This is a genomic window from Pseudomonas sp. GW821-FHT05D12 (assembly GCF_059419825.1).
This window is the reverse complement of record NZ_JBWKSN010000001.1, coordinates 577,171-603,475: the sequence shown is the minus strand read 5'-3', so window position 1 is coordinate 603,475 and position 26,305 is coordinate 577,171. Positions and strand designations below refer to the sequence as shown.

At 62.5% G+C, this 26,305-nt stretch carries 20 protein-coding genes and 1 pseudogene; 11 read left to right on the top strand and 10 right to left on the bottom strand.

Translation table 11 applies throughout. The features are described from left to right. Window positions 1-3 precede the first annotated feature (3 nt). Complete coding sequence (locus AC07SI_RS02830; protein WP_495005036.1) at window positions 4-1,110, top strand: efflux RND transporter periplasmic adaptor subunit; 1,107 nt, start codon at window positions 4-6, stop codon at window positions 1,108-1,110. Between the two features lie 18 nt (window positions 1,111-1,128). Further along, the gene (locus AC07SI_RS02825) at window positions 1,129-4,284 is read left to right on the top strand and encodes a CusA/CzcA family heavy metal efflux RND transporter (RefSeq protein WP_495005035.1); all 3,156 of its coding nucleotides are present in this window, start codon (window positions 1,129-1,131) and stop codon (window positions 4,282-4,284) included. Here the strand turns inward: AC07SI_RS02825 and AC07SI_RS02820 are convergent. The 3 genes from AC07SI_RS02820 to AC07SI_RS02810 form a co-directional block, all read right to left on the bottom strand. Further along, complete coding sequence (locus AC07SI_RS02820; RefSeq protein WP_495005034.1) at window positions 4,199-5,635, bottom strand: heavy metal sensor histidine kinase; 1,437 nt, start codon at window positions 5,633-5,635, stop codon at window positions 4,199-4,201. The two genes, AC07SI_RS02825 and AC07SI_RS02820, sit on opposite strands and share 86 nt — an antisense overlap. Continuing rightward, a complete protein-coding gene (locus AC07SI_RS02815; RefSeq protein ID WP_065900428.1) occupies window positions 5,632-6,306 on the bottom strand; it encodes a heavy metal response regulator transcription factor in 675 nt (224 codons plus the stop codon). Before AC07SI_RS02815 ends, AC07SI_RS02820 begins: the two co-directional genes overlap by 4 nt. 341 nt (window positions 6,307-6,647) lie before the next feature. Then, window positions 6,648-7,967, bottom strand: coding sequence for an OprD family porin (locus tag AC07SI_RS02810; RefSeq protein WP_495005033.1), 1,320 nt, complete (start codon window positions 7,965-7,967; stop codon window positions 6,648-6,650). A 225-nt stretch (window positions 7,968-8,192) separates the two neighbouring features. Between AC07SI_RS02810 and AC07SI_RS02805 the strand changes: the two genes are divergently transcribed. The 4 genes and pseudogenes from AC07SI_RS02805 to AC07SI_RS02790 all read left to right on the top strand — a co-directional run bounded on the left by AC07SI_RS02805 (window position 8,193) and on the right by AC07SI_RS02790 (window position 10,584). Then, a complete protein-coding gene (locus AC07SI_RS02805) occupies window positions 8,193-8,525 on the top strand; it encodes a DUF2790 domain-containing protein (RefSeq protein WP_065900430.1) in 333 nt (110 codons plus the stop codon). Continuing rightward, window positions 8,525-9,406, top strand: a pseudogene (locus AC07SI_RS02800) (PAS domain-containing protein); the annotation flags it as partial. The gene AC07SI_RS02805 and the pseudogene AC07SI_RS02800, both read left to right, overlap by 1 nt. Before the next feature lie 108 nt (window positions 9,407-9,514). After that, complete coding sequence (locus tag AC07SI_RS02795) at window positions 9,515-9,946, top strand: methyl-accepting chemotaxis protein (protein WP_371920712.1); 432 nt, start codon at window positions 9,515-9,517, stop codon at window positions 9,944-9,946. Between the two features lie 59 nt (window positions 9,947-10,005). Next, complete coding sequence (locus AC07SI_RS02790) at window positions 10,006-10,584, top strand: flavin reductase family protein (protein ID WP_495005032.1); 579 nt, start codon at window positions 10,006-10,008, stop codon at window positions 10,582-10,584. 40 nt (window positions 10,585-10,624) lie between these two features. Here the strand turns inward: AC07SI_RS02790 and AC07SI_RS02785 are convergent, their stop codons facing one another. Continuing rightward, the gene (locus AC07SI_RS02785) at window positions 10,625-11,509 is read right to left on the bottom strand and encodes a LysR family transcriptional regulator (RefSeq protein ID WP_106805236.1); all 885 of its coding nucleotides are present in this window, start codon (window positions 11,507-11,509) and stop codon (window positions 10,625-10,627) included. Between the two features lie 122 nt (window positions 11,510-11,631). Here AC07SI_RS02785 and AC07SI_RS02780 point away from each other — a divergent pair, with 122 nt between their 5' ends. Then, the gene (locus AC07SI_RS02780; protein WP_495005051.1) at window positions 11,632-12,990 is read left to right on the top strand and encodes an MFS transporter; all 1,359 of its coding nucleotides are present in this window, start codon (window positions 11,632-11,634) and stop codon (window positions 12,988-12,990) included. A gap of 42 nt (window positions 12,991-13,032) precedes the next feature. Here AC07SI_RS02780 and AC07SI_RS02775 read toward each other — a convergent pair whose 3' ends face one another. After that, window positions 13,033-13,842, bottom strand: coding sequence for an AraC family transcriptional regulator (locus tag AC07SI_RS02775; protein WP_065900440.1), 810 nt, complete (start codon window positions 13,840-13,842; stop codon window positions 13,033-13,035). A gap of 139 nt (window positions 13,843-13,981) precedes the next feature. Between AC07SI_RS02775 and AC07SI_RS02770 the strand changes: the two genes are divergently transcribed. Together AC07SI_RS02770 and ddlA are read left to right on the top strand one after the other, a co-directional pair. After that, the gene (locus tag AC07SI_RS02770; RefSeq protein ID WP_065900441.1) at window positions 13,982-14,620 is read left to right on the top strand and encodes a LysE family transporter; all 639 of its coding nucleotides are present in this window, start codon (window positions 13,982-13,984) and stop codon (window positions 14,618-14,620) included. 44 nt (window positions 14,621-14,664) lie between these two features. Continuing rightward, a complete protein-coding gene (gene ddlA / locus AC07SI_RS02765) occupies window positions 14,665-15,759 on the top strand; it encodes a D-alanine--D-alanine ligase (RefSeq protein ID WP_106805232.1) in 1,095 nt (364 codons plus the stop codon). A 21-nt stretch (window positions 15,760-15,780) separates the two neighbouring features. Here the strand turns inward: ddlA and pgeF are convergent, their stop codons facing one another. Together pgeF and ggt are read right to left on the bottom strand one after the other, a co-directional pair. After that, a complete protein-coding gene (gene pgeF / locus AC07SI_RS02760) occupies window positions 15,781-16,503 on the bottom strand; it encodes a peptidoglycan editing factor PgeF (protein WP_495005031.1) in 723 nt (240 codons plus the stop codon). Window positions 16,504-16,525: 22 nt separating this feature from the next. After that, window positions 16,526-18,355, bottom strand: coding sequence for a gamma-glutamyltransferase (gene ggt, locus AC07SI_RS02755; protein WP_495005030.1), 1,830 nt, complete (start codon window positions 18,353-18,355; stop codon window positions 16,526-16,528). A 236-nt stretch (window positions 18,356-18,591) separates the two neighbouring features. Between ggt and AC07SI_RS02750 the strand changes: the two genes are divergently transcribed. Continuing rightward, window positions 18,592-22,929: an AvrE-family type 3 secretion system effector gene (locus AC07SI_RS02750; RefSeq protein WP_495005029.1), complete on the top strand. Its 4,338-nt coding sequence runs from the start codon at window positions 18,592-18,594 to the stop codon at window positions 22,927-22,929. A 52-nt stretch (window positions 22,930-22,981) separates the two neighbouring features. Here the strand turns inward: AC07SI_RS02750 and AC07SI_RS02745 are convergent, their stop codons facing one another. The 3 genes from AC07SI_RS02745 to AC07SI_RS02735 form a co-directional block, all read right to left on the bottom strand. Next, on the bottom strand, window positions 22,982-23,761 hold the full coding sequence (locus tag AC07SI_RS02745; protein WP_495005028.1) for a PhzF family phenazine biosynthesis protein: 780 nt from the start codon (window positions 23,759-23,761) through the stop codon (window positions 22,982-22,984). Between the two features lie 96 nt (window positions 23,762-23,857). Then, complete coding sequence (locus tag AC07SI_RS02740) at window positions 23,858-24,691, bottom strand: EamA family transporter (protein WP_495005027.1); 834 nt, start codon at window positions 24,689-24,691, stop codon at window positions 23,858-23,860. A 74-nt stretch (window positions 24,692-24,765) separates the two neighbouring features. Further along, a complete protein-coding gene (locus AC07SI_RS02735) occupies window positions 24,766-25,713 on the bottom strand; it encodes a helix-turn-helix transcriptional regulator (protein WP_495005050.1) in 948 nt (315 codons plus the stop codon). Between the two features lie 160 nt (window positions 25,714-25,873). Here AC07SI_RS02735 and AC07SI_RS02730 point away from each other — a divergent pair, with 160 nt between their 5' ends. Then, complete coding sequence (locus tag AC07SI_RS02730) at window positions 25,874-26,302, top strand: hypothetical protein (RefSeq protein ID WP_106805225.1); 429 nt, start codon at window positions 25,874-25,876, stop codon at window positions 26,300-26,302. The last annotated feature ends 3 nt before the right edge of the window (window positions 26,303-26,305 follow it).

Here is a 26,305-nt window from a genome sequence, read left to right as displayed (position 1 = left end):
CTTATGAACAAACGACACGGCGTGGCGCTTGCCGTCGCCCTGGGCCTGATGCTGTCTGGCGTAGCCGGCGCCGAGGAAGAGGAAGGCAAACTTGAACTCACCGAGCAGCAGATCGAAGCAGCCGGCATTCAGCTCGCCCAGGCCCAGCCCCGGCAGATCAGCACGTTGCTGACGCTGCCGGGAGAGGTGCGTTTCGACGAGGACCGCACCTCGCATATCGTGCCGCGTGCGGCCGGGGTGGTGGAGTCGGTGCGGGTCAATCTCGGGCAATCGGTGAAGAAAGGCGAGCTGCTGGCGGTGATCGCCAGCCAGCAGATTTCCGATCAGCGCAGTGAGCTGGCCGCCAGTGAGCGGCGGGTCGAACTGGCGCGCACGACCTTCCAGCGCGAGCGGCAATTGTGGCAGGACAAGATTTCCGCCGAGCAGGACTACCTGCTGGCGCGCCAGACCCTGCAAGAGGCCGAAATTGCCCTGAACAATGCCCGCCAAAAGATGACGGCCCTCAGCGGCAGCGCCGTGCTGGTGGGCGGCAACCGCTATGAATTGCGGGCGCCTTTCGCCGGGGTGGTGGTGGAAAAACACCTGGGTGTCGGCGAGGTGGTCAGCGAAACCAGCAACGCGTTCACCCTCTCGGACCTGTCCCAGGTGTGGGTCACCTTCGGCGTGTTTCCCAAGGATCTGAACAAGGTCCGGCTCGGCAAGCCGGTGAAAGTCAGCTCCACCGAAATGGGCACCGAGGTACTCGGCAGCGTGGCTTATGTCGGCAATTTACTCGGCGAGCAGACGCGCACCGCCACCGTGCGTGTGACGGTGCCCAACCCCGACGACGCCTGGCGCCCAGGGCTGTTCGTGACGGTGCAACTGGCCACCGACACCTACCAGGCCAAGGTCGCCGTGCCGCAAACGGCGATCCAGACCGTCGAGGACAAACCGTCGGTATTCGTGCGTACCCCGGACGGTTTTATCACGCGCCATCTCGAACTCGGCCTGAGTGAAAACGGCTACGTCGAAGTGCGTCAAGGCCTCGATGCCGGGGCGCAAGTGGCCACGGTTGGCAGCTTCATCCTCAAGTCCGAACTGGGCAAGGGCTCGGCCGAGCACGCCCATTGATCCCGCGAGTGATTTCTCATGTTTGAGCGCCTTATCCAATTCGCCATCGAGCAGCGCATCATCGTGCTGCTGGCGGTGCTGTTGATGGCCGGTGTCGGCATCGCCAGCTATCAGAAACTGCCGATCGACGCGGTGCCCGACATCACCAACGTGCAGGTGCAGATCAACTCGGCGGCGGCGGGTTTTTCGCCGCTGGAAACCGAGCAGCGCATCACCTTTCCCATCGAGACCGCCATGGCCGGGTTGCCCGGCATGCAGCAGACCCGCTCGCTGTCGCGCTCGGGCCTGTCGCAGGTGACGGTGATTTTCAAGGACGGCACCGACCTGTTCTTCGCCCGCCAGTTGGTCAATGAGCGCCTGCAAACCGCTCGCGAACAATTGCCGGCCGGCATCGAGACCGCGATGGGGCCGATCTCCACCGGCCTCGGCGAAATTTTCCTGTGGACCGTCGAGGCCGAAGACGGCGCACTCAAGGAAGACGGCACGCCGTACACACCGACAGACCTGCGGGTGATCCAGGACTGGATCATCAAGCCGCAACTGCGCAACGTGCCCGGTGTGGCCGAAATCAACACCATCGGCGGCTTTGCCAAGGAATACCAGATCGCCCCCGACCCCAAGCGCCTGGCGGCCTACAACCTGACCTTGAGCGACCTGGTCACGGCGCTTGAACGCAACAATGCCAACGTCGGCGCCGGTTATATCGAGCGCAGCGGCGAGCAGTTGTTGATCCGGGCGCCGGGACAAGTGGCGTCCATCGACGACATCGCCAATATCGTCATCACGAGCGTGGAGGGCACGCCGATCCGGGTGCGCAATGTCGCCCAGGTCGAGATCGGCCGTGAATTGCGCACCGGCGCGGCCACCGAAAACGGCCGTGAAGTGGTGCTGGGCACGGTGTTCATGTTGATCGGCGAAAACAGTCGCAGCGTGTCCCAGGCGGTGGCGAAAAAACTCGAGAGCATCAATCGCTCGCTGCCCGCAGGGGTGGTAGCCGTCACCGTGTATGACCGCACCAACCTGGTCGAAAAAGCCATCGCCACCGTCAAGAAAAACCTCTTCGAAGGTGCGCTGCTGGTGGTGGCGGTGTTGTTCCTGTTTCTGGGCAATATCCGTGCGGCGCTGATCACCGCGATGGTGATTCCCCTGGCGATGCTGTTCACCTTTACCGGGATGTTCACCAACCGGGTCAGCGCCAACCTGATGAGTCTCGGTGCGCTGGATTTCGGCATTATTGTCGACGGCGCGGTGGTGATCGTCGAAAACGCCATCCGCCGCCTGGCCCATGCGCAGCAGCGTCACGGCCGCCTGCTGACCCGCAGCGAGCGCCTGCATGAAGTGTTTGCCGCTGCCAAGGAAGCCCGCCGCGCGTTGATCTTCGGGCAACTGATCATCATGGTCGTGTACCTGCCGATCTTCGCCCTCACCGGCGTGGCCGGGAAGATGTTCCACCCCATGGCCTTCACCGTGGTGATTGCCTTGCTGGGTGCGATGATTCTGTCGGTGACCTTTGTGCCGGCCGCGATTGCCCTGTTCGTCACCGGCAAGGTCAAGGAGGAAGAAAACCTGGTGATGCGCACCGCGCGCCGGGCGTATGCGCCGGTCCTGGATTGGGTGATGGGGCGTCGTCCGCTGGTGTTCGGCCTGGCCGTGTTGACCATCCTCGCCTCGAGCTGGGTAGCCAGCCGCATGGGCAGCGAATTTATCCCCAGCCTCAGCGAAGGCGACTTTGCCCAGCAGGCCTTGCGCGTGCCCGGCACCAGCCTGACGCAATCGGTGCAGATGCAGCAGCAACTGGAAAAAACCCTGATGGCCCAGGTGCCGGAAATCCTGCGGGTATTTGCGCGTACCGGCACCGCCGAAATTGCCTCGGACCCGATGCCGCCGAACATTTCCGACAGCTATGTGATGCTCAAGCCGAAGGACCAATGGCCGGACCCGAACAAGTCCCGCGAAACCCTGATCGCCGATATCCAGCGCGCCAGTGCGATTGTGCCGGGCAGTGCGTATGAACTGTCGCAACCGATCCAGCTGCGTTTCAATGAGCTGATATCCGGGGTGCGCAGCGACGTGGCGGTGAAGGTCTTCGGCGATGACATGGCGGTGTTGAACGCGACGGCCGGGGAAATCGCCGAGACCCTGCAAAAGCTCGAGGGCGCCTCGGAGGTGAAGGTGGAACAGACCTCCGGCCTGCCGGTGCTGACCATCAATATCGACCGTGACAAGGCCGCGCGCTTTGGCCTGAATGTCGGCGACGTGCAGGACACCATTGCGGTTGCCGTGGGAGGGCGCCAGGCCGGTACGTTGTACGAAGGTGACCGACGTTTTGACATGGTCGTGCGTTTGTCCGACGCACTGCGCACCGATATCGACGGCCTGTCGCGGCTGTTGATTCCGGTGCCGGCGCTGGCGGGTAACGCGGCCGGGCAGTTGGGGTTTATCGCCTTGTCCCAGGTTGCCAGCCTGGACCTGGTCCTCGGCCCGAACCAGATCAGCCGCGAAAATGGCAAGCGCCTGGTGATCGTCAGCGCCAACGTGCGTGGGCGTGATATTGGCTCGTTCGTGGCAGAGGCCGAAACGGCGATCAGCGCGCAGGTGAAAGTGCCGGCGGGTTACTGGACCACCTGGGGCGGCCAGTTCGAGCAGTTGAAGGAAGCCTCCGAGCGCTTGCGCATCGTGGTGCCGGTCGCCCTGCTGCTGGTGTTCGGGTTGCTGTTCATGATGTTCAACAACCTCAAGGACGGGCTGCTGGTGTTCACCGGGATTCCGTTCGCCTTGACCGGTGGGATCATGGCGCTGTGGCTGCGGGATATTCCGCTGTCGATCTCGGCGGGGGTGGGCTTTATTGCCTTGTCCGGCGTGGCGGTGCTCAACGGGTTGGTGATGATTGCCTTCATCCGCAACCTGCGCGAGGAGGGGCGTTCGTTGTCGGTGGCGATCCACGAAGGCGCGTTGACCCGTTTGCGCCCGGTGTTGATGACTGCGCTGGTGGCCTCTCTCGGGTTCATCCCCATGGCCCTGGCCACCGGCACCGGCGCCGAAGTGCAGCGCCCGTTGGCGACGGTGGTGATCGGCGGGATTATCTCTTCTACGCTACTGACCTTGCTGGTGCTGCCGGCGCTGTACCAGTGGGCGCATCGCAAGGAAGAGGAAACACCAGGTCGAAGCGCGTAAAGCGCCCGGGCTGGCTGCTGACGTCGGCGTGCCCCTGATGCAGGCGCATGATCGACTGCACGATGGCCAGCCCCAGCCCGGTGCCGCCCTCGGCGCGGGTACGGCTGCTGTCGGCGCGGTAAAAGCGTTCGAACAGGTGTGGCAGGTGGTGAGCTTCGATACCACGGCCGGGGTTGCCCACCGACAGCGAGACGCTGTGGTCGTAGCTTTCCACCAGCAGCAAGACCGTGGAGCCCTCGGGCGTATGGCGAATCGCGTTGGACAGCAGGTTGGAAATCGCCCGCTGGATCATCAGGCGATCGCCCTTGATCCAGGCGTCGCCGCGCAGGCTCAGGCTCACGCGTTTGTCTTCGGCGCTCAGGGCGAACAGCGCCATGACCCGCTGCGCTTCGGCACCCAGCGACACCGCGTCGAAACCCGCCCGTGCAGCGGGGTGGCTGACCTGGGCGAGAAACAGCATGTCGGAGACGATGCGCGACAGGCGTTCCATTTCCTCGGCGCAGGATTCCAGCCCGGCCTTGTAGGCCTCGCCGGGACGCTCGCGGGACAGGGTCACCTGGGCCTTGCCCATCAGGTTGGTCAGTGGCGCGCGCAGTTCGTGGGCGAGGTCATCGGAGAATTGCGACAGCTGCTGCACACCGGCGTCGAGGCGATGCAGCATGAAGTTGATGCCTTCGGCCAGCTCGCCCAATTCCTTGGGCAGGTTGTCCAGCGACAAACGGTGTGTCAGGTCCTGGGTACTGACCTTGGCTGCCACGCGGCTGAACTGCTGCAGCGGCGCGAGCCCACGTTGCACCAGCCACCAGGCGCCCATGCCGATCAGGAGCAGCAGCATCGGCAGCGCGATTACCGTGGAGCGCAGGTAGGCACTGAGCAGGGCCTCATCATCGGAGCGGTCCAGCGACAGCAGCACGCGCACATTTTCGCCGCTGCGCAACGGCATCAGCCGCGTGGCACTGAGGATGCGATTGCCGCGCCCATCCACCCAGTTGAGGTAAGCCAGGGTCTTGCCGGCGGGCACGTCGAGCAACAGCGGTTGCTGGGGCTTGGCACCGACGCTGAGCAGCACCGGTGCATCGGGGGCGCCGCCGATGATGGTCAGGTAGATGTTGTCGTGGCCCATCACCAGGTCGAGCAGCGAATGGGGGCGGGCGGCAATATCGTGCGGCTTGAGGTCCTGGCCGAGGCTGTGTTCCAGTTGCTCCAGTTTGTTTTCCAGGCCCTTGCGCGCGAGCTTGTCCAGCTCGTGGGTCAGCGCCAGGTAAGCCAGGGTCGCCAACAGCACGACCAGGCCCGCGCCCATCAGGCTGACCGTCAGCCCCAGGCGCATCGACAGGCTGCTGGTCCTCATGGGCGTGCCTCCAGCACGTAGCCGACGCCGCGAATGGTGTGGATCAGCTTGACCTCGCTCTGGTCATCGACCTTGCCGCGCAGGCGACTGATGGAGACTTCCACCACGTTGGTGTCGCAGTCGAAGTTCATGTCCCATACCAGGGAGATGATCTGCGTGCGGGTCATTACTTCGCCGGCCTGGCGCATCAACACGTGCAGCAAGGCGAACTCCTTGGTGGTCAGGTCGATCCGCCGGTTGCCGCGATAGGCGCGATGGCGGCGCGGGTCCAGCTCCAGGTCCGCGACACGCAGCACGTCCGGCAGCGGGATGTGCTCGCTGCGCCGCAGCAACGTGCGCACACGGGCCAGCAGTTCGGGAAACTCGAAGGGCTTGACCAGGTAATCATCGGCGCCCATGTCCAGGCCCTTGATCTTGTCGGCCAGCCGGCCGCGTGCCGTCAGCATCATCACGCGTTGATTGCCGTCGCGGCGCAGCTGTTCCAGCACCTCCCAACCGTCGGTGTTGGGCAGGTTCACGTCGAGAATCACCAGTTCATAAGTGTGCTGCCTGGCCAGGTGCAGGCCATCGATGCCGCTGGCAGCGCAATCGACGACATAGCCACTTTCGGTCAGGCCCTGTTGCAAGTAGTCAGCGGTTTTCTGCTCGTCCTCAACCACAAGGATACGCATGGGGGGTTTACCTTTTTTTACGAGAGGGGAGGTCCATGTCCTTATGGAATGACGTGTTCGGGGTAGGGGAAAATTCTCAACCGTGAAGTCGCTTCAGGGTCAACTGCGACCATCGGCCGCATAAGGGCGTGCGCAAAAAAAACGCCCCGACCGGGGCGTTAAAAATCCATCTCTTTCCAAAGGAGCTACACAAAAGCTTCAGAGATGAATGTGCTCGGTGTATGACGCGTTGAGTCCACTATAAGAAGTTCAACTTAACGGGAAGGTGGGCCCAATATTACAGTTCTGATACCTGGCTATTTGTGAACAGATGTTAGTTAACCGCGAACGACTGTAACGACTCACAGCGCCACCAGCGGGTATTCGGCAATCAGGCGAACTTCCTCCAGGTCGGATTCGAACGCACTGGAGCGCACCGTGGCCTGGCGCAGGCGCAGCGACAAGTCCTTCAGCGTGCCACTTTGCACCACGTACTTGGCCTCGACATCCCGCTCCCAGCGACGTTGGTCGGTGAGTGGATTGCCGGCCGCGTCGCGGCGCATATACACCGCGTTGGCGTCGCTGTAGTCGGCGCCGGTGCCCTTGCCGTAGCGGGTCATGAACGACAGGCCGGGAATGCCGAAGGGCTGCATGTCCAGGTCGTAGCGCAGCATCCACGAGCGCTCCTTGGGGGAGTTGAAGTCGCTGTACTGGATCGAGTTGTTGAGGAAGATCGAATCCGACTGGCGCAGGTAATCGAAGTCGTCATCACCGTTGTTGCGCTGGTGCGACACGGCCAGGCTGTGGGCGCCAACCTTGACGCCGAGCCTGGCGCTCCAGATGGTGTTGTCGAATTCGCCAAGCAGCTTTTTGCCTTCATCCACCGCCTTGTAAAGGTTGACGTCGCCGAACAGCGAGACGTCGTCGGTCAGTGGGTAGCTGGCGGCGCTGCCCGCGTAATACTGGTCCCAGGCGTCTTTCAGGCGGCTGCTGTAGAGGCTGAAGCTGAGGTGCTGGTTGAGGCTGTAGTCGCCGCCGAAATAGCTGATCCAGGGCGAGTCGACCTTGCCTGCATAAAACGTTGCAAAGCCTTTATCCATGCCGCTTTCGCTGGGCTGGCTCATGCCGCTCAAACGCCCGCCCTGCAGGCTCAGGCCTTCCAGGCTGGTGTTTTGCACGGTCACGCCACGAAAGCTTTCCGGCAGCAGGCGCGAATCGCCATAGGCCACCACCGGGTTCAGCGGGAATACGTCGCCGGCCTTGATTACCGTGTCCAGCACGCGCAATTTCGCCGCGCCGCCGACCTTGCTGTAGCTGTCTTCGGGATGGTTGTCGCTGTCCACCGGCAGCACGCCGAACGAGCCTTTGCCACCGCTGCGGCCGGTGCCCGAGTCGAGCTTCAGGCCGACCATGGCAAACGCATCCAGGCCAAACCCCACCGTGCCTTGGGTGAACCCGGATTCGAATTTACCGATGAACCCCTGGGCCCAGGCTTCGGAGTAGCTGTTGCCGGTGGGGCTGGACTGGCCCTTGCGGTCATCGCGATTGAAATAGAAATTGCGCGCCAGCACGTTCACGCTGCTGCCTTCGATAAACCCTTCGGGTTTTTCTTCGGCCGCCACGGCGGCCAGCGGCAACGTGGCGACCAGTGACAGGGGAAGGGTGTAATAACGGATCCGCATGTTTCGCTCCTCGGTATTGGCAGTGATCAGCTTCTTATGGAGGCGGGCGTTCTTATTGATCTGGCCCGGGCTGATAGTTGCAAACCGTGGATAACGACTGGGTGGCGGCAACATTACAATTCTGGAAACTGGTGGCCACCTAACAAATAAGTAATGTTCTGGTGAACATCGCGTCAGGGTTCGCTGGTTAGTCTCGGCACTGAACTTTCAGTCGAGGAACCTGTGATGAACTTTTATGCAATCGCCCTGGGTGTATTTACCGCAAGCCTGTCATTGGGCGCATTGGCCGAAGGCGGCGGTGATCGCACTTTTGCGTTGATGATGGAGCGCAATGAAAAAGCCATGGCCGACTACGCGGTGAAAAACGGCAAGCCGGCGCCCGAGGTGCAGGCGTATCGCTACGGCATGAAACTGGACATTGCCAAGGTGATCAACGTGACGCCGCCGATCCGCGCGTGCAATCCCGTGCCCTCGCGCATGACCTATGAAGACTCCCGCGGCAATCTCAATACCCTGGAATATCAAGTGATGGGTGTGTGCCGAAATAACGGCAGTTGATGGATCCAAAAAAACAGTGGGGCCCACGCAAAAAAGCGCTTCAGAAAACGCCGCCAGCGCCGATGCAGGTCAGATCACTCTCCCCAAATGACCATCGGTGCCCCATGTTCAACACCCGTTTGAAGCAGGAGCTGTCGGCTCTTCGCGAAGAATTGTCCAGCTTGCAACAGGTCAAGGAGAGCCTGGAAAGCGAAATGCTGTGCCTGACGCTGGACGCCGAAGGCCGGGTGGAGTGGGCCAACGCCAACTTCCTGCAGGAACTGGTGTACGCGTCGAGCAACATTCTCGGTCGTCCGATCGAAGACCTGGTGCCCGATCACGTGCGCAATGATGAATTCCATCGCCGCTTCAAGAACGCCCTGGTGCGCGGTGAGCATTTCGCCGGTACCGTGCGCCTGATGCGCGGCAATGGCCAGGAGGCGTGGCTGCGCTCGATCTTGCAGCCGGTGCGCAGTTCGGAAGGGCGCATCAAGCATTTTTCGATCTACTCCAGCGACCTCACCCGCACGATCGAGGCCTCTCGCGAGCATGAAAACCTGATCACCGCGTTGGTGCGGTCCACCGCCGTGATCGAGTTCGACCTGGGCGGGCACGTGCTCACTGCCAACGATCGTTTTCTCGGCGGCATGGGTTACAGCCTCGCGCAGATCCAGGGCAAACATCACCGTATGTTCTGCGCGCCGGAAGAGTACAACAGCGCCGAATACCAGCACTTCTGGAAGCGCTTGAACGCCGGCGAGTTCGTCGCGGCGCGCTTCAAGCGTGTGGACAGCCATGGCCGCACCGTTTGGCTGGAAGCCACCTACAACCCGGTGCTGGATGCCAACGACCGGCTGTACAAAGTGGTCAAGTTCGCCACGGTGATCACCGACCAGGTCAATCAGGAGCAGGCCGTCGCTGAAGCAGCGAACATTGCCTACAGCACGTCGTTGCACACCGACAGCAGTGCCCAGCGCGGTACCACGGTGGTGACCCAGGCGGTGGACGTGATGCGCGATCTGGCCAAGCACATGCAACAGGCCGGCGAGGGCATCGAGGCGCTCAACGCCCAGTCCCAAGTGATCGGCACCATCGTCAAGACCATCAGCGGCATCGCCGAGCAGACCAACTTGCTGGCGCTGAACGCCGCCATTGAAGCGGCACGCGCCGGTGAACAAGGGCGTGGTTTCGCGGTGGTGGCCGATGAGGTGCGCCAGCTGGCGTCACGTACCAGCAAAGCCACCGAGGAGATTGTCGGCGTGGTGCGCCAGAACCAGGACATGGCCCGCGATGCGGTGACCCTGATGACTGATGGCCGTCTGCAAGCCGAGCAGGGCCTGGCCCTCGCAGCGGAGGCGGGCACGGTCATCGTCGAAATCCAGGACGGTGCGCAAAAAGTGGTCAGTGCAGTGGGACAATTCGCAAACCAGTTGTCGAGCTGAGCCGTGGGGCTTGTGCTTGAGGTATCGTAGGTTTTTTCCGCTTGAAGAGCCGATCCTCCATGAGCCCTACTCACCGCCGCCCCGTTCCGCTGTCCAAGGCCTACCGCCTGCTCAACCATGGGCCTACCGTGCTGGTCAGCGCGGCCCACAACGGCCAGCGCAATATCATGGCCGCCGCCTGGGCGATGCCGCTGGATTTCGAACCGCCGAAAGTCGCGGTTGTATTGGACAAAGCCACCTGGACCCGCCAACTGCTGGAAGGCGCCGGCACTTTCGTGCTGCAGGTGCCTTGCGTGGCCCAGGTCGATCTGGTCCAGACCGTTGGCAACACCACCGGCTCTGAGACGGACAAATTTGCCGCCTACGGCCTGCACACCTTCAGTGGTGAACACACAGAAGCGCCGTTGCTGGAAGGCTGCGTGGCCTGGCTGGAATGCCGCCTGCTGCCCGAACCGCACAACCAGCAGGCCTACGACCTGTTCCTGGGTGAAGTGGTGGCGGCCTATGCCGACGAGCGCGTGTTCAGCGACGGCCGCTGGCATTTCGACGGGCATGATCCGCTGCGCACCTTGCACCATGTGGCGGGTGGGCATTTCCTCACCATCGGCGCGCCGATTGACGGTAAAACCTTGCCTTGAGACAGCCCCCGCAGGCGCCGGCGTGCCTGCGCCTGCAGGGTTACCATTGCGCCTGGCCGAGGGCTTCGGCAAACGCCATCAGTTTTGGCGAGTACTGTCGGGACGGCGGGTAAACCAGCGAGATCGCCCGGCGGCGGCCCGCGAAGTTTTCCAGCAGCGGCACCAGGCGCCCAGCGGCCAAGTCGTCGCGCACGGCAAAGTCCATGACCTGGGCGATGCCGAAGCCACCGACGGCGCCGTCGACCAGTGCATCACCGATATCAAAGATCAGCCGCCCTTCGACACTCACGTCCTGCACCTTGCCATCGAGCATGAACTGCCAATCGACCATGCGCCCGTTGCGCAGATTGCGCACGGTCAGGCAGTTGTGGTCCTTGAGTTCGTCGACGCTCTGCGGCGTACCGAAGCGCGCCAGGTAAGCCGGCGAGGCGACCGTGATCCAGCGCAGCGGCGCCAGCGGGCGGGCGATCAGGCGTTGGTCCTGGATCTCGCCGGTGCGCAGGAGCGCGTCGAAGCCTTCATCGACGATGTCCACCAGGCGGTCGGTCATCACTGCTTCGATGCGCAACGCGGGGTAACGCAAGGTCAGCTCGCCGATCACCGGCATGACCACCTTGCGCCCGAACAGCGAGGGCGTGCTGATCTTCAACAGGCCGGAAGGGGTGCTGCGGCGGTCGAGCATCAGCTTTTCGGCCTCGGCCAATTCTGCCAACAGCGGCGCGCTGCGCTCATAGAGCATCTGCCCGTCGGGCGTCAGGCTGACGCTGCGGGTGTTGCGTTGCAGCAGGCGTACGCCCAGTTCCTGTTCGAGGCGCGAAATGGCGCGAGACAGGCCCGACTGGGTCAGCCCCAGGTCTGCGGCCGCGCGCGTGAAACTGCGGGTTTCGGCCACGCGGACTAACAAGCGAACTGCGTTCAGATCCATGATTAAAGTCATTACTGAAAGAGTGATTGCGCTATTTATCATCTGTTTCGCATAAAAGACACTGGCGGCTTCTCATTTTCGGACAGGACGCTGTGATGTCTCCCTCTCGACCCTCAGGCTGGATGCTGATGCTGCTGGCCACGGCGCAACTGATTATTGCGCTGGATGCGACCATCGTGTTCGTGGCGCTGCCGCAGATTGGCGCGCATCTGAACTTCTCCGCCGCGCAATTGCAGTGGGTGGTGAGTGCCTACAGCGTGGCGTTTGGCGGTTTCCTGCTACTCGGCGGGCGCGCTACCGATCTGCTTGGCAAGCGCCGTCTGTATCGGGTCGGCCAGTCGTTATATGCGCTGGCCTCCCTGGCTGCGGTGCTCGGTGGCAGCGCCGTGTTGCTGGTGCTGGCGCGGGCCGTGCAGGGGGTGGGCGGGGCATTGTTGTTCCCGGCGACCTTGGCGCTGATCAACACCCACTACGCCGAAGGGCCGGCGCGCAACCGTGCGTTTGCCGTGTGGAGCGCGGCGTCGGCGGCAGGCCTGGCGCTCGGCGCGCTGCTGGGTGGCGTGCTGACCCAGGCCTGGGGGTGGGAGGCGGTATTTTTGGTCAACGTGCCGCTGGCGGGCGGTTGCGCCTGGGCGGCGCGCTACTGGATCCCCGCCGATGGCGAGCGTGCACGCGGGCGCAACTTTGATGTGAGTGGCGCGTTGACCGTGACCGTTGGCGGCACCTTGCTGGTGTTTTCGCTGGTGCAGGGGCCTGAATGGGGCTGGACGGCGCCGTCTACGCTGGGTTGCCTGGGCGTGGCGTTGGCGCTGCTCGGCCTGTTCGCCTGGATTGAACATCGCGGCCGCGACCCACTGATGCCACTGCGTTTGTTTGCCTATCGCGAGTTGCGCATGGCGATGGTGCTGACGGCGGTGTTCATGAGCAGCTTTGGCGTGCAGTACTACTTTCTCGCGCTGTATTACCAGCAGGTCTACGGCTACAGCGTGCTGCAGGCAGGGTTGGCGTTTTTACCCGCGACCCTGGTGTGCACGTTCGGGATCTGGCTGGCGGAGCGTTCGCTCGCCCGGTTGGGGTTACGCAACACGTTGGTCTGCGGGCAGCTGGCCGGTGCCGTGGGGATTGCGCTGGTGTGCTGGGCGTTGCCGACAGGGGTGGGGTTCTGGTCGCTGCTGCCGGGGATTTTCATCCTGAGCATCGGCCAGGGCATGACCTGGACCGCGATGTGGGTCGCTGCGGGGCTGGGCATCCGACCAGGAGAGCAAGGCGTGGCGGCGGGAATGGCGTCTACCAGCCAGCAGATCGGCGGGGCGCTGGGCCTGGCGGTGCTGGTGTCGGTGGCAAATGCCGGGTCGAGCCAGGCGGCGGGGATCGAAGCGGCGATGGGCTGGAGTGCAGCGATTGCCTTGACCGGGGCGCTGCTGGCACTGGGGCTCAGAGCGCGCGCACCGAAGCCGGACGCGTTGCTGGAAACCACGTAGATCAACGGTAGGCGTGGGTGTATTCCAGGCCAGGCCAGGCCCTCAGCGCCCGAGCATCTTCACCCAGCGCGAGGGCGGCATGCCGTAGGTGCTGCGAAATTGTCGGGTCATATGGCTCTGGTCGGTGAACCCGGCGGTCAACGCCGCGTCCACCAATGACTGGCCCTGGGCCAACAGGCTGCGCACCAGGTCCAGGCGGCGCATGGTCAGGTAGCGATACGGGCTGGTGGCGAACAACAGGCGAAAATCCCGCGATAACGCCCAGCGGTCGCGACCGGCGTGCTCGGCGATTTCATCCAGGGTGATGCTGCGGCCCAGCGCGCTGTGGATAAATTCCCGCGCGCGCTCGGCGGCCACGTAATCGAACGTCTTGCGACTGGCAATCGCGCCTGAGGCATTGCTCAGGGCCTGCGCCAGGTCGAACATCGCGTCCTGTTCCTGCAGCGGGTCGATCGGGCAATCCAGGCTTTGCAGCAGCACTTCACTGGCACGGTGCAGCCACGGGTCGCTGGACAATCCGCCAGGAATGAACGGCAACGGCTTGCCGCCGATGATCTGCTGGATCAGCGCCGGTTCCACATAGATCATCCGATACTTGAAGCCTTCCTCGCTGCCGGCGCGCCCGTCGTGGGTTTCATCGGGGTGAATCACCATGGTCGTGCCAGGCATGCTGTGGGTCATGCCGCCGCGGTAATGAAAGCTCTGTACACCGAACAGCGTGCGCCCGATGGCGTAGGTGTCATGGCGATGCGGGTCGAAGGCGAAGCCGGCAAAGTACGCCTCGATACGGTCCAGGCCGCTGGCGTGCGGCGCGCGGTGCAGCCAGTCGAGGATAGGAGTCGGTTTGCCCATGGTGGCTTGTCACAAAAAAGGGATGGAAACACGTTAACCCAGTCTGCATTCCTTGTCTGCCGGGGTCTTGTACGATTGTGCAGGTGCCGGGCGAGGCCTATGATCCTGGCTCGTGCCTTGCACTGATGGAGCTGCCCCGATGGATTTTTTCGACCCCGCCTACGTGGCGCCGCTGGTCTCGCTGGCCCTGCTGTGGACCGTGGCGGTGGTGACGCCCGGCCCCAACTTCTTCAACACCGCGCAGCTGGCCGCCAGCTGTTCGCGTCGTCATGGCGTGGTGGCATCGGCGGGCGTGGCCACCGGCACGATCATGTGGGGCCTGGCGGGTGGCCTGGGCATCAAGTCATTGTTCACCGCCGCGCCGATGCTGTACCTGGCGTTCAAGATCATCGGCGGCTGCTACCTGATCTACCTGGGGCTGAAGCTGTTCAAGCGCTCGGCACCGGCCATGGGTCACAACCTGCTGGCAGACGAACCCCGGCGCTCGCTGTTTTCCGCCTGGCGCCTGGGCCTGCTGGGCAACCTGTCCAACCCCAAGGCCGCGCTGTTCGTCGCCACCATCTTCGCGTCGACCATGCCGCCTTCGCCCTCGCCGATGCTGTTGACCCTGGCGGTGATCACCATGGCCACGTTGTCATTCAGCTGGTACAGCAGCGTGGCCCTGGTGTTTTCCAGCGAGCGCATGGCCAACCTCTACAGCCGTTCGCGCAAATGGCTGGATCGTTTTGCCGGCGGTTGCTACGTGTTGTTCGGTGCACATCTGGTAGCGAATCGCTGACCGCCCGTGGTAAGAAGCCTTACTTTCAACAGTGAGGCCGGTTCATGAGCAAGGTGCGCGTAGGTATTATTTTCGGGGGGCGTTCGGCCGAGCACGAGGTCTCGTTGCAGTCGGCGCGCAACATCGTCGATGCGCTCGACCGCACGCGTTTCGAGCCGGTCCTGATCGGCATCGACAAGGCCGGCCACTGGCACCTCAACGACACCTCGAACTTCCTGATCAACCAGGAAAACCCGGCCCTCATCGCGCTCAACCAGTCCAACCGCGAACTGGCGGTGGTGCCCGGCAAGGCCAGCCAGCAAGTGGTGGAAACCTCCGGCAGCAGCCTGCTCGAACACATTGATGTGATCTTCCCCATCGTCCACGGCACCCTCGGCGAAGACGGTTGCCTGCAAGGTTTGCTGCGCATGGCCGACCTGCCTTTTGTTGGGTCCGACGTGCTCGGCTCGGCGGTGTGCATGGACAAGGACATCAGCAAGCGCCTGCTGCGCGACGCCGGCATTGCCGTCACCCCGTTCATTACCCTGACCCGACGCAACGCCGCGCACACTGCATTTGATGCCGCCGTGCGCAAGCTCGGCCTGCCGATGTTCGTCAAGCCTGCCAACCAGGGTTCCTCGGTGGGCGTGAGCAAGGTCGGCAATGAAGCCGAGTACCACGCCGCCGTCGAGCTGGCGTTGGGGTTTGACGAGAAAGTCCTGGTGGAGTCGGCCGTCCAGGGGCGCGAGATCGAATGCGCCGTGCTCGGCAACGACAACCCCATCGCCAGCGGCTGCGGCGAGATTGTGGTGAGCAACGGTTTCTATTCCTACGACAGCAAATACATCGACGCCCAGGCCGCCCAAGTGGTGGTGCCGGCGGATATCAGCCACGACGCCAGCGAGCGTATCCGCCGCCTGGCCATCGACGCCTTCGAAGTGTTGGGATGCGCCGGGTTGGCCCGCGTCGACGTGTTCCTCACTGAGGACGGTGAGGTGCTGATCAACGAAATCAACTCGCTGCCGGGTTTCACCCGCATCAGCATGTACCCCAAGCTGTGGCAGGCGGCGGGGATGAGCTACAGCGAGTTGGTGAGCCGGTTGATCGAGCTGGCGCTGGAGCGGCATGCAGCGCGCAAGGGGCTGAAGATCAATCGTTGAGCGCCGCGGGCTATCAGGTGGTCAGGGGCGGCGCGCGATCCACGAATAGATCAAGGTCTTCGCCTCCTCCGGGTGATGTGTCCTTCTGCGGTAGCTGGCAAACGTCGGCGACGTGCAGTACGTGCACACCTCGCTGACCTCGATCTGCTCGCGCTCGACCCCCGCCGCCTGCAGCAACATCAGCGCATACCTGCTCAAGTCAAACCACGCGCTGTCGCTTTGCCTTGCTGCAGGCGGGGCAATTTCGGGTGTCTGCCGCGGTGCCGGTTGCACGCTGCTCCACGGTGCCTGGCGGTGCTGCCACAGGTGCCCTTGCTCCGCCTGGAACTGGGCGATAAACCCTTCGCTCACTTCATAACAACACGGCTTGATCGACGGCCCGATTGCCACCTGCAGTTGATCGGCCGCGATCCCCTCGGCGGCAAAGCGCTGCACCGCGTTGGCGATAATCCCGCGTTGCAGGCCCTTCCAGCCGCCATGCACTGCCGCTACCTGCTGAGCGTCTTTGGAGGCGAACAGAATGGGCAGGCAGTCGGCGGTGATCACCGCGATGGGCTGGTGCGTGTGGGTAAACACAGCGTCAGCCTCGATGGTATTGGCCACCTGGCCCGGCTGCCACTCAATCACCGAGGCGCTGTGCACCTGCTTGCAGATGAACACCTCGTCCGGGCGCGCCGGGTCATTGATCGCACAGAAACCGTGGTCGACGCCGGCAATGGCGCCGAGATTGTTTGCCTGTTGCAAGGGCTGTTCTCCGCTCAATAAATCAGTCGCCGACCGCTTCGCCTTCGCGCCGAGGGTCGGCGCCGCCGCTCAGCGACACCTTACCCTGGGCGTCGCGCGTGCGGACGATGGCCTGGATGCCGCTGGTCATGTCGATCTCGCTCAATGCATGGCCCTTGTCCTTCAGCGCTTGTTTCAACGCCGGGCTGAACAGTCCTTGTTCGAGTTCGGTGGCGCCATTGCGACTGCCGAAATTCGGCAGGCTGATGGCCGCCTGCGGGTCGAGTTTCCAGTCGAGCATCGCCACCAGGGATTTACTCACGTACTCAATGATCTGTGAGCCGCCGGGCGAGCCGACGGCGGCCAGCAACTCGCCGCTCCTGCGATCAAATACCAGCGTCGGGGCCATGGCCGAGCGTGGGCGTTTGCCCGGCTCGACACGGTTGGCCACCGGCTGGCCGTGTTCTTCGGGGATAAACGAGAAATCGGTCATCTGGTTGTTGAGCAAAAAGCCCTGGACCATCAGATGGGAACCGAACGCCGCCTCGACGGTGGTCGTCATCGACACGGCGCCACCCAGGTCATCCACCGCCACCACTTGCGACGTGGAGATGCGCAGCGGCGAGCGGTCCGGCGCGTAGGCGACCTGGATGCCGGCAGGCGTGCCGGGTTTGGCGATGCCCATGCTGCGTTCGCCGATCAATGCTGCGCGTTTGGCCAGGTAGTCCGGTGCGACCAGACCGGCCACCGGCACCGGTACAAAGTCGGCGTCGGCGACGTACAAACCACGGTCTGCGAAGGCCAGGCGACCCGCCTCGGCAATCAGGTGCACGGCTTCGGGCGTTGGCTCGAGGCCTGCGGGGGAGGTGCTTTTCACCGGCGTCATGGGTGCGATGGCCAGGCCCGGATCGCGGGCTTCGAGTGCCTGCAATGTACCGAGGATTTGCGCGATGGCGATCCCGCCCGATGACGGTGGTGGCATGCCACACACGGTCCACTGTTTGTAGTCGCTGCACAGGGGCGTGCGCTCCTTGGCGGTATAGCCCTCAAGGTCTGCCACCGACAGGCTGCCGGCATTGCGATTGCCCTGGACCTTGCGCGCGATCTCATCGGCAATCGGCCCGTGGTACAGCGCGTCCGGGCCCTCCTTGGCGATGCGCTTGAAGACGTTGGCCAGCGCCGGGTTTTTCAACAGCGTACCGGTGGCCTTGGGCGTGCCATCGGCATTCAGAAAGTACGCGGCCATTTCCGGCGACCGGGGAATATGGCGGTCGGCCGCGATCAACGCGTGCAAGCGCGGGGAAATCGCGAAGCCCTGTTCCGACAAGCGGATCGCCGGCTCGAACAGCGTGGCCCACGGCAGGTGCCCGGTCTTTTTGTGCGCCATCTCCAATGCCCGCAGTACCCCCGGCGTGCCCACCGAACGTCCGCCGATTTGCGCCGCGGTGAAGGTCATCGGCGTACCGTCCGCTTTCAGGAACAGCCGCTCGGTCGCCCCGGCCGGTGCCGTTTCACGACCGTCATACGCGTGCACCTTATCTCCGTCCCACACCATGATGAACGCCCCGCCGCCAATACCAGAGGACTGCGGCTCCACCAGCGTCAGCACTGCCTGCATCGCAATGGCCGCATCGATGGCCGAACCACCCTGGCGCAACATCTCCCGCCCGGCTTCGGCCGCCAGCGGGTTGGCGGCTGCCGCCATATGGCGTTCGGCGTGTTGGGGGGTGAGGTCGGTGCGGTAGCCCGAGCCCAACTCCGGTGCCGGCGGTTGCTCGCTGACGGGGGTGTGACAGGCCGCCAGGACGAGAGCGGCGGCAATCACTGACAGTTGACGGCGGGAAATCAAAAACACGCGCTGAACTCCGTTCATTTTGAGAATGATCTGGTTTTCCTGTGGGGGGACTTTACCGCAGCGGTGAATTGGAGGCGTGCTGGATTGACTGAAAATTCTGAAGAGCCCGCTCGTTGCCGGTGTGTCACCGGATGTCTTTATCTCGGCCTGCACGAAAGTTGAATCTGTTCCTCATGAGGGTGCTGCTGTCGTTGGAACCAATGGTTGAAGGTGTCCACTAGGTAGTTGTCACTCATCCGCTTGAGGCACTCGTTATGCATCGTGGGTTAGACGGTCTGCTCAGGCTGCACCAGAGCATTGTCGAGCGCTCAGTAAGGTCGATTGGAGAAGCGCCGCCAGGCCCGAGCCCGACCTCACTGCCGGAAATGCAGGGGGCTCATTATCAAACGCTGAACCCGGCCTCGATGGTGTTCGACGTCAGCATCAAAGGCGGGCAACTCCAGGCTGACAGTACAGCCACAGGCCGCGATGTCGCCCGTCATCTCAACGCGCCAGGCAAACGCTATACCGCCGATGGCTACTCTGCTGAGCGCGGCAATACGGTGCGTTTCAAAGATGAGCGACAGTACCTGTTTCATATTCAGTCCACGCCGGCTGTCGCAGCGGTATTCAAGAGCAGTCTTGCCAATCCGGCCGGCGGTGCAGGCTCGGTAGCGTCCTTGAGTAACCCCGGCCGAGCGCATCTGGCAAGCGTCAGCGGGATCCACACGACTGTCGAGGGCAAGCAGTTTCGCCTGGATAACGAGCGTCTTTATCGCTTTGAACCGATCACGCTGTCCTGGCTGCCCGACGCCGATGCACGTGCATACAGCCGCATTGGTTTGACCCGGGAAGGGCAGTTGCTGAAAACACCTCAGGGCTCTCTGGACAGCAGTGCGCAGCGCCAGGGTTCGGTGGTATTGAGCCAGGTCCAGGGCGTCTCTGCCCTGCACATTCAGGGCACCGGCGCGCCGGCTGTGCGTCCGTTGGATGAGGCCGGCGTGCCTGTGCCGCTCGCGCGGATCGGGCTGGCCGGTAGTACCCTGTATGGCGCGACGACTGACGGCGAACTGCTGCGCGCAGATGTGCGTCAGGCCAGGGGCGGCGTGCTGCCGATGGCGCGTCAATCGGTCGAAGCACTGGAGCAGGCGCTGAAGGGCAGTGTCAGAGTCGAAGGTTTCTTTCATGATGATGCAGGGCAACTCAATGCCCAGGTTCGCGATGCCCGCGAGCAACTGCATAGTTCGCCCTTGAATGAATCAAGCGTATTGCGCCCGCACTGGAACCTCAGTGACGTGTTGGTCAAGGGCATCGAGAAAGGTCTGCCCTTGCCCAGCCGGCAGGCACTTGCGGCCTCGATCGATCTCGGGCTGCGGGGCAAGGTCGCACTTGATTCAGGCCGGCTGTTGAGCTGGAACGCGGGTGCACAGCAATGGGATAACGCCCGGCAGCCGGGCGTCGAGCGTCTGGAGCGTGGCCTGGATGGACGTGCCTATGTGCTGCAAGAGGGGCAACTGAAAGCGGTGGCGATCCAGAAAGTGCGTGATCCGGTTTTCGAGGGCGCCAGCCATGACTTGGCCGCTCTGCCCAAGCCCCGTCCTCACGTGTCGCTGGTTGAGGTACTCGCTGGAAAAAGTCAGAGCCCCATCGCCCACTTTGCAGTCGCCGATGGCCGTCATTTCGTAACGGCCAATCAAGACAACGAACTCCAGGTTCATCAGGAGGGTGTCGTCACCCCATTACGGCTGTCACCGCCGCTTGCGATAAAGGCACTGGCGCTGGATCACGAAGGGCATCTCTACGCACACAGCCAGGGTGACGAGTTGTTCAGGGTTGATCGCGAGGTTTGGCAAGGCAGCGCCAGGGGGCCGCATCGCTGGGCCAGGGTTGAACTGCCCGAGGGCCGCCCCTTGGAATCCTTGCGGATGGGGGCTGACAAACACTTGGTTGCCGGCTGGGATAAGCAGTTCCATCGATTGGATCGCTCGGGCCCAGAGTCAATGAAGGCGGGGCCCTTGCAACCGGTGGCGGCGGTACCGTTGCTGTGCGATACATTGGCGAGTGCTCAAATGCGCGCGCAGTTTCCAGGCGGGGCATTGACGGCCAGCAGTCATGTGATGGGGCAAACCCGTGAGGGGATTTCGCACAAGCGCAGTTTTTTTCAAGGGATCAAGGCGCACTTTCACCCTTTGGAGTCCCTCAGCCAGACAGGCAAGGATATTCAGCACCGTGTCAGCGGCCGTCGCGGGCTGGAGGCCGTCTACGCTGACGATAAGCAACTGCACGAGCGGCTCAAGCCCCTGTCGAAGAGCAAGCCGGTTGCGGCTGACCTGAGTGCGCGCCTCGTCGCGCTCAGCGTACCCGGCCCGCGCCAGGCGTTGGCCAACCAGATCAGCCAGGCGTTGGCCCGTGTGGACGCGAGCAGCCAGGCCCGCGCACGCCTTTTAGGCGATGTGCATGGGCTGGCGTTTGACTCGCGGCCCACACTGAGCCGGACAGTGGTCAACCCGGAATCGACGCTGCATCAACTGCATCAGGCGTTCATACGGGTCTCACCCTCATCGGAAAAAACCACCGCTGCGCTACTGGCCAATCTCGAGGGGCAAGACTTGACGTTGCCCCAATGGAAACCGGAGCGTAAGCGAGACCTCACTCACCCTGGCGCCCTCGTCGAAGGCGACCTGATTCATCACGCCAACACGCTGAGGAAACTGACTGATCTGGCGGAGAAACTCGACAGCGTTTCCGGATACAGCCCAAGCGCCCTGAAGCGCATAGAAGGCTCCGTGAGCGCGGTCATCAAGGATTTTGACCAGAGCCCGTTGCATCAATTGTCACGTCAGAACGTCGTCAGTTACGCGCAGGCAGAGACCCTCTACGACAACTTCAAATTATTGGCCAAGGACCTGGGTACACCGGGATCCGCTTTGCATTGGCACCTCTCGACGCTGCTCGGATTGCCCGTCGATGCTTCCCTCAAGGACGCACTGACGCAGCAAGTGCAACGACTGGAGAGTGGTCAAACCCTTGGCTCCAGCCGCACCCAGGGCAAAAGCCTGGGCTTGATGGTGACGGGGATAAAACCCGTCGCCCCCGTGGAATTTTTCCTGGGCGCCTCCAAGTCCCATACCAACGGCGTCAGCATCAGTCGCACGGATAAAGGCGCGAGGGTCGAGATCTCGATGGACGACACACGGCGGTTGGCCGCTTCGGTGGCTTCAGGGGTGACGGTGGGGCGGGGCACCCAAGCGTACGGGCCGGGTTTGAGAGTCGCGGGGGAATTGACGGCAGCGGTTGCGAAAAACACCGGTTCGAGCATCAGTTTTGACGTGAAGGAGGCGGACTTCGGCAAGTTGATGTCGATCCTCACCCACCCATCGGGTGGTCTCCACGATTTGCTGGCGCTGGGAGAGCAGCACGCTGCCGGGCACAGCTCCAAGCTGAGTGGTGACGTTAACCTGGATGGACTTGCGCAGTTGCGTGTGCTCTACAACCCCCAGGAGAATATTGCCGAGCTGGACTCAGTGATACGCGCAGGTATCGGCGGGCTGGCGAACCTCAATCTTGCGCATGCGGACAAGAGTCAGTCCACTACGCGCACGGCGGCGGGCACCAGTCACGCCGAGGGACGCAGCGCACAATGGCTGAGGCAGGGTGGCGTGGGTTTCAACGTTGCGCCTTTGAACGCGCTGGCGTTGGGCAGGGTTGAAACTGGCGGGCCAGCTGCTGCCGTTTTTGCGTTGCCGGAAATATCGGTCATGGTGAAATTTGATCGGAGCCAATCACAGGCATTCAGTTTCTCTTTCAAGCCGCCACACGCGGTGACTCAATCGCAGATCAATGACCTGCGACGCAGCCTTTCGCTGTATTCGCCGCAATTCAGACAGGACTTGGCCGCTACGGAACGGCCGGGGGCCACGACGGATGAACAGTTGGCCAGCTTGCAGGGGTTTCTGGCGACTCATCCGCCCCTGGCGACCAAGGCGGACGCCTACCACGCGATTGGCCAGTCGTTGGATAAATTAATGACCCAACGGGACCTGATGAAAAGCGGGCTTCGCCAGCTGGCATCGGTGGAGTCTTCCGTCACACGTGTGGGCTTGCGGGACAACGGGCAGCATGCCTGGTTGGATGATGTCGCGCCTGCCAACAAAGTGGCCATCGAACAATGGGCCAGGGACGACCCGCACTTTGCCCAAGTGCTCGATCAGCTGCAGCATGGGGAGGGCACTTCAGTGCGACTCGGCATGGAGCTGAAGCCGCAGGTGCTGCGCGCGATCGAGCACAGCCACCTTGCGGGTAAAGGCACCGAGGCGTTGATCAAGCACGCACTCAATGACCGCAACAACCTACGCGTAAAAAGTATGAGCATGAGCTACACCGCCACCCAGTCCCATAGCATGTTGCTACCGGCGATGACGAACCTCAGCTTTTCCAGCAGCGCTGCGCTCAGCCACACGCAAAAACACGTCAACGTCGATCTGGAGTACGGCGTGAATGCGGATAAACCCTTGAAGATGAACCTCAACGATACGTTGAGCCGTTTGCCCCGGCACGATCTGACCCTTGATTTGGCCAGCCAGCGCATCAGGACGCCGCAGGCCGTTAGGTAAACGAGGCGCAAGCCGTCAAGCAATGCCGGCTTGCGCCATGCCCCGTGCTTTTCTACAGGTAAAGAGTGCCCTGCATATACAGCGCGGCCTTGCCGGAAATAATCACTCGGTCGCCCTTGAGTTCGCAACGCAATTGGCCGCGACGCTTGCCCCCCTGTTCGGCGGTGAGTTGCTGTTTGCCCAGGCGCTCGGCCCAGAGTGGCGCCAGCGAGGTGTGCGCGGAGCCGGTGACCGGGTCTTCATTGATGCCCACGTTCGGGCCGAACCAGCGCGAGACAAAGTCAAACCGGGTGCTTCGGGCCGTCACCGCGATGCCGCGTTTGGGCAGGCCCTTGAGGCGTGCGAAGTCTGGTGTGAGCGCGGCGACCTGGGCCTCATCGTCGACCACGACGAGGTAGTCATCGGTGCCGAATACGTGCGCGTTCTCGATCCCCAATGCACTCAACATCCCGCTGGGCGGTTCGCAGCGCTGCGGCTGCTTGGCCGGGAAGTCCATCGCCAGTTCGTCGCCATCGCGCGTTACCCGAAGCTCGCCGCTGCGGGTGGCAAAGCGCAGCACGTCAGGCGCATTCCCCACTTGATGGATCAGCACCCACGCCGCCGCCAGCGTGGCATGACCGCAGAGGTCGACTTCGACTTCCGGGGTCAGCCAGCGCAACTCGTAGAACTCGCCACGGGGCACGAAGAACGCCGTCTCGGACAGGTTGTTTTCGGCAGCGATGTTGTGCAGTTGCTCATCGGGCAGCCATTCGGTGAGCGGGCAGACGGCCGCCGGGTTGCCGCCGAAGACGTGCTGGCTGAAGGCGTCGACTTGGTAGATATCCAGTTTCATCCGGGGCACTCCGTGTATGGGGAGGCTGGACACTAACAGTGGCTGAGGGGAGCGTCAAAATACAGATGCGCAGTTTTTTTGCGCGCATGCCCCCGTTCAGCCCAGGCGCAAGACCATTGCGCCGGCGGCAATGATGCACGCGGCGACGATGCGCACTCGCGTGAGATGTTCCTTGAGCACCCACGCCGAGATCACCACGCCAAACAGGATCGAGGTTTCCCGCAGCGCCGATACAGTGGCGATGGGGGCTTGCGTCATCGCCCACAGGGCCAGCCCGTAGGACGCCAGCGTGCCGGCTCCGCCGACGAGGCCGAGTCGCCCATTGCGCAGGACGTAGCGGCAAAACTCCACCCGCCGGGTGACTAACGCCCAGGCGGCAAGCGGGAGGCCGGTGAGCAGGAAAATCCACAGTGTGTAGGCCGCTGGCGCACCGGACTGACGCACACCCCAGCCATCGATGAGCGTGTAGCCGGCGATCACGCCGGCGTTGACCAGTGCCAGGATCAGCCCTTTTCTCTGCCCGGCCGAAGGGCCGGCAGCCATGCTCAAAATGCCGAGGGAAATCACCGCAATCCCGAGCCAGGCAGACGCCGATAATGGCTCGGCCAACACCAACACGCTGACCACCGCCACCAGCAACGGCGCGGTGCCACGCATGATCGGGTAGGTCTGGCTCATGTCGGCGATGCGATAAGTCGAGGCGACCAGTACGAAATACACCACCTGCAAAACCACCGAGGCACCAATGAACGGCCAACTCTCCTTCGCCGGCAGCGCCAGGAAGGGGACGACAGCCAACGCAATCAACGACGCGACGGACGCGATCATGCAGGTGGTCATCAGTTTGTCTGTGCCGCCTTTGACCACCGCATTCCAGGTAGCGTGGAGCGCCGCGCCGAGCATGATGATCGCGAAGACGTCGAGGCTCATGAGTTGCGGCTTGTGTTATCAAGCATTGCCATCGCCATGTGGGCTCTCCCATTTGCTTGTCAGTAGGCTTTTTTCTAGCGTTCGGCGCCTGGTGGGTGACCAAAGTAGGCCTTGTATGCATGGTTGAAGTTTGCGGGATTGGCGTAGCCCAGACGGTAGGCAATTTGCGCCACCTGCCACCTGCGCTGGCGAAGCAAGTCGCGAGCAAGTTCCATGCGTTGCTGACGCACATAATCCAGCATCGACTGGCCGTAGATTTGACTGAACGCCCGACGCAACGTGGTTTCTCCCACCCCCAGGCTTCGGGCCAGCGCTTGAGTACCGGGAGGGTCAATGAGGTTTGCATCAAGTTGAAAACGCGCTTCATGGGCCAAGTCTGACTGACCGCGCACGGCAGGCAGCGGCTTGGCCGAATGGGGAGCAAGGTGCGTGGCCAACTCTATCAGTGCTGCCAGACTCAGGCTTTCCTGATTGAGGCGCTCCAGAGCCCCGCGGTACGGAGAGTAGTAAATGCGCTCCAGCAAACGCCCCAACGCAGGACAGCCGCGAAGCGTCGAAAACTGAATGCCGTCGTTAAGTAGACTGAGTAAGGGCTGGAGTGATGAGTCTTCCTCGGACAGCTCGCGCAAATAATCGCCGGCGATCCGCAGTCCGGCCATACGCGCATGACTGCCGGCGGGCAGTTGATCGACGGTCTCCATACTTTCACTCAGCCCCAGCGCATGGACTGCACCGGTGGTGTATTCATTGAGCACACCGTCGACCCGATGCTGCCACTGTCCGCCGAGCACATGCACGATGCACACACTGTCGGGCAATATCTTGTGGATAGTCAGCGGCTCGGGGAACTGCAAATCACAGTCGAAATACTGCAGATCTGCCCGCACTGTTCGTGCCCGGTAGTGGCCGACGGCAGAGCCAACAATCTGACGAGCGCTGTCGTCGAATACGCCGGCTTGATCTAGAGCGCCCGGGTGATCGAAAGAAAAGTGCGTATCAAGATAAGGATTCTGGCGTTTCATCGAGAAGGGCTTGATCACTTCCTTGCATGTCCGCCGCATTGTACCCCGTCAGGTGTCGTTGTGAACCGCAGCCTTATAGTTGTGCGCAACGGCCTGCACGGTTGGCAGATCGCTGAGGGTGAATTTCAATGGTTGGCCATGAAATTCAAGGAATCTGAGTATGCTGATTTTTCGCAAATGGGCTGCCGTGCTAAGCATGGTGTTGGCCGTCATGACGGGCAATACCTTCGCTCAAGATCGCCCAGACGTAGCAGATAAGGTCGCTGCGTATTCGGGTGAGGCCGGTGTGAAAGTCTGGACGCTGCGTATCGGGGCGCGTGAAGAAAATCAGGCACTGGTGCAAGTGGAAGGGGCTGACCACGACTGGAATCTGAAAATTCAAAAGATGTCTGTCGAGAAGACCAGCAAGGACACGCGCTATTACACCACGGTAGACGGTCAGAAGTTCGTCGTACTGATTCTGCAAAATGGCTGGGGAGAACTGTACTTGCCAGGCGAAGCAAAAGCGCTGGCCGTCGCCTATAACGAAGCCCTGGCGAGTCAGGGCAATGCGCAAGCGTTTCTCACTGACTATCTCCAGGCGAACTGAGCC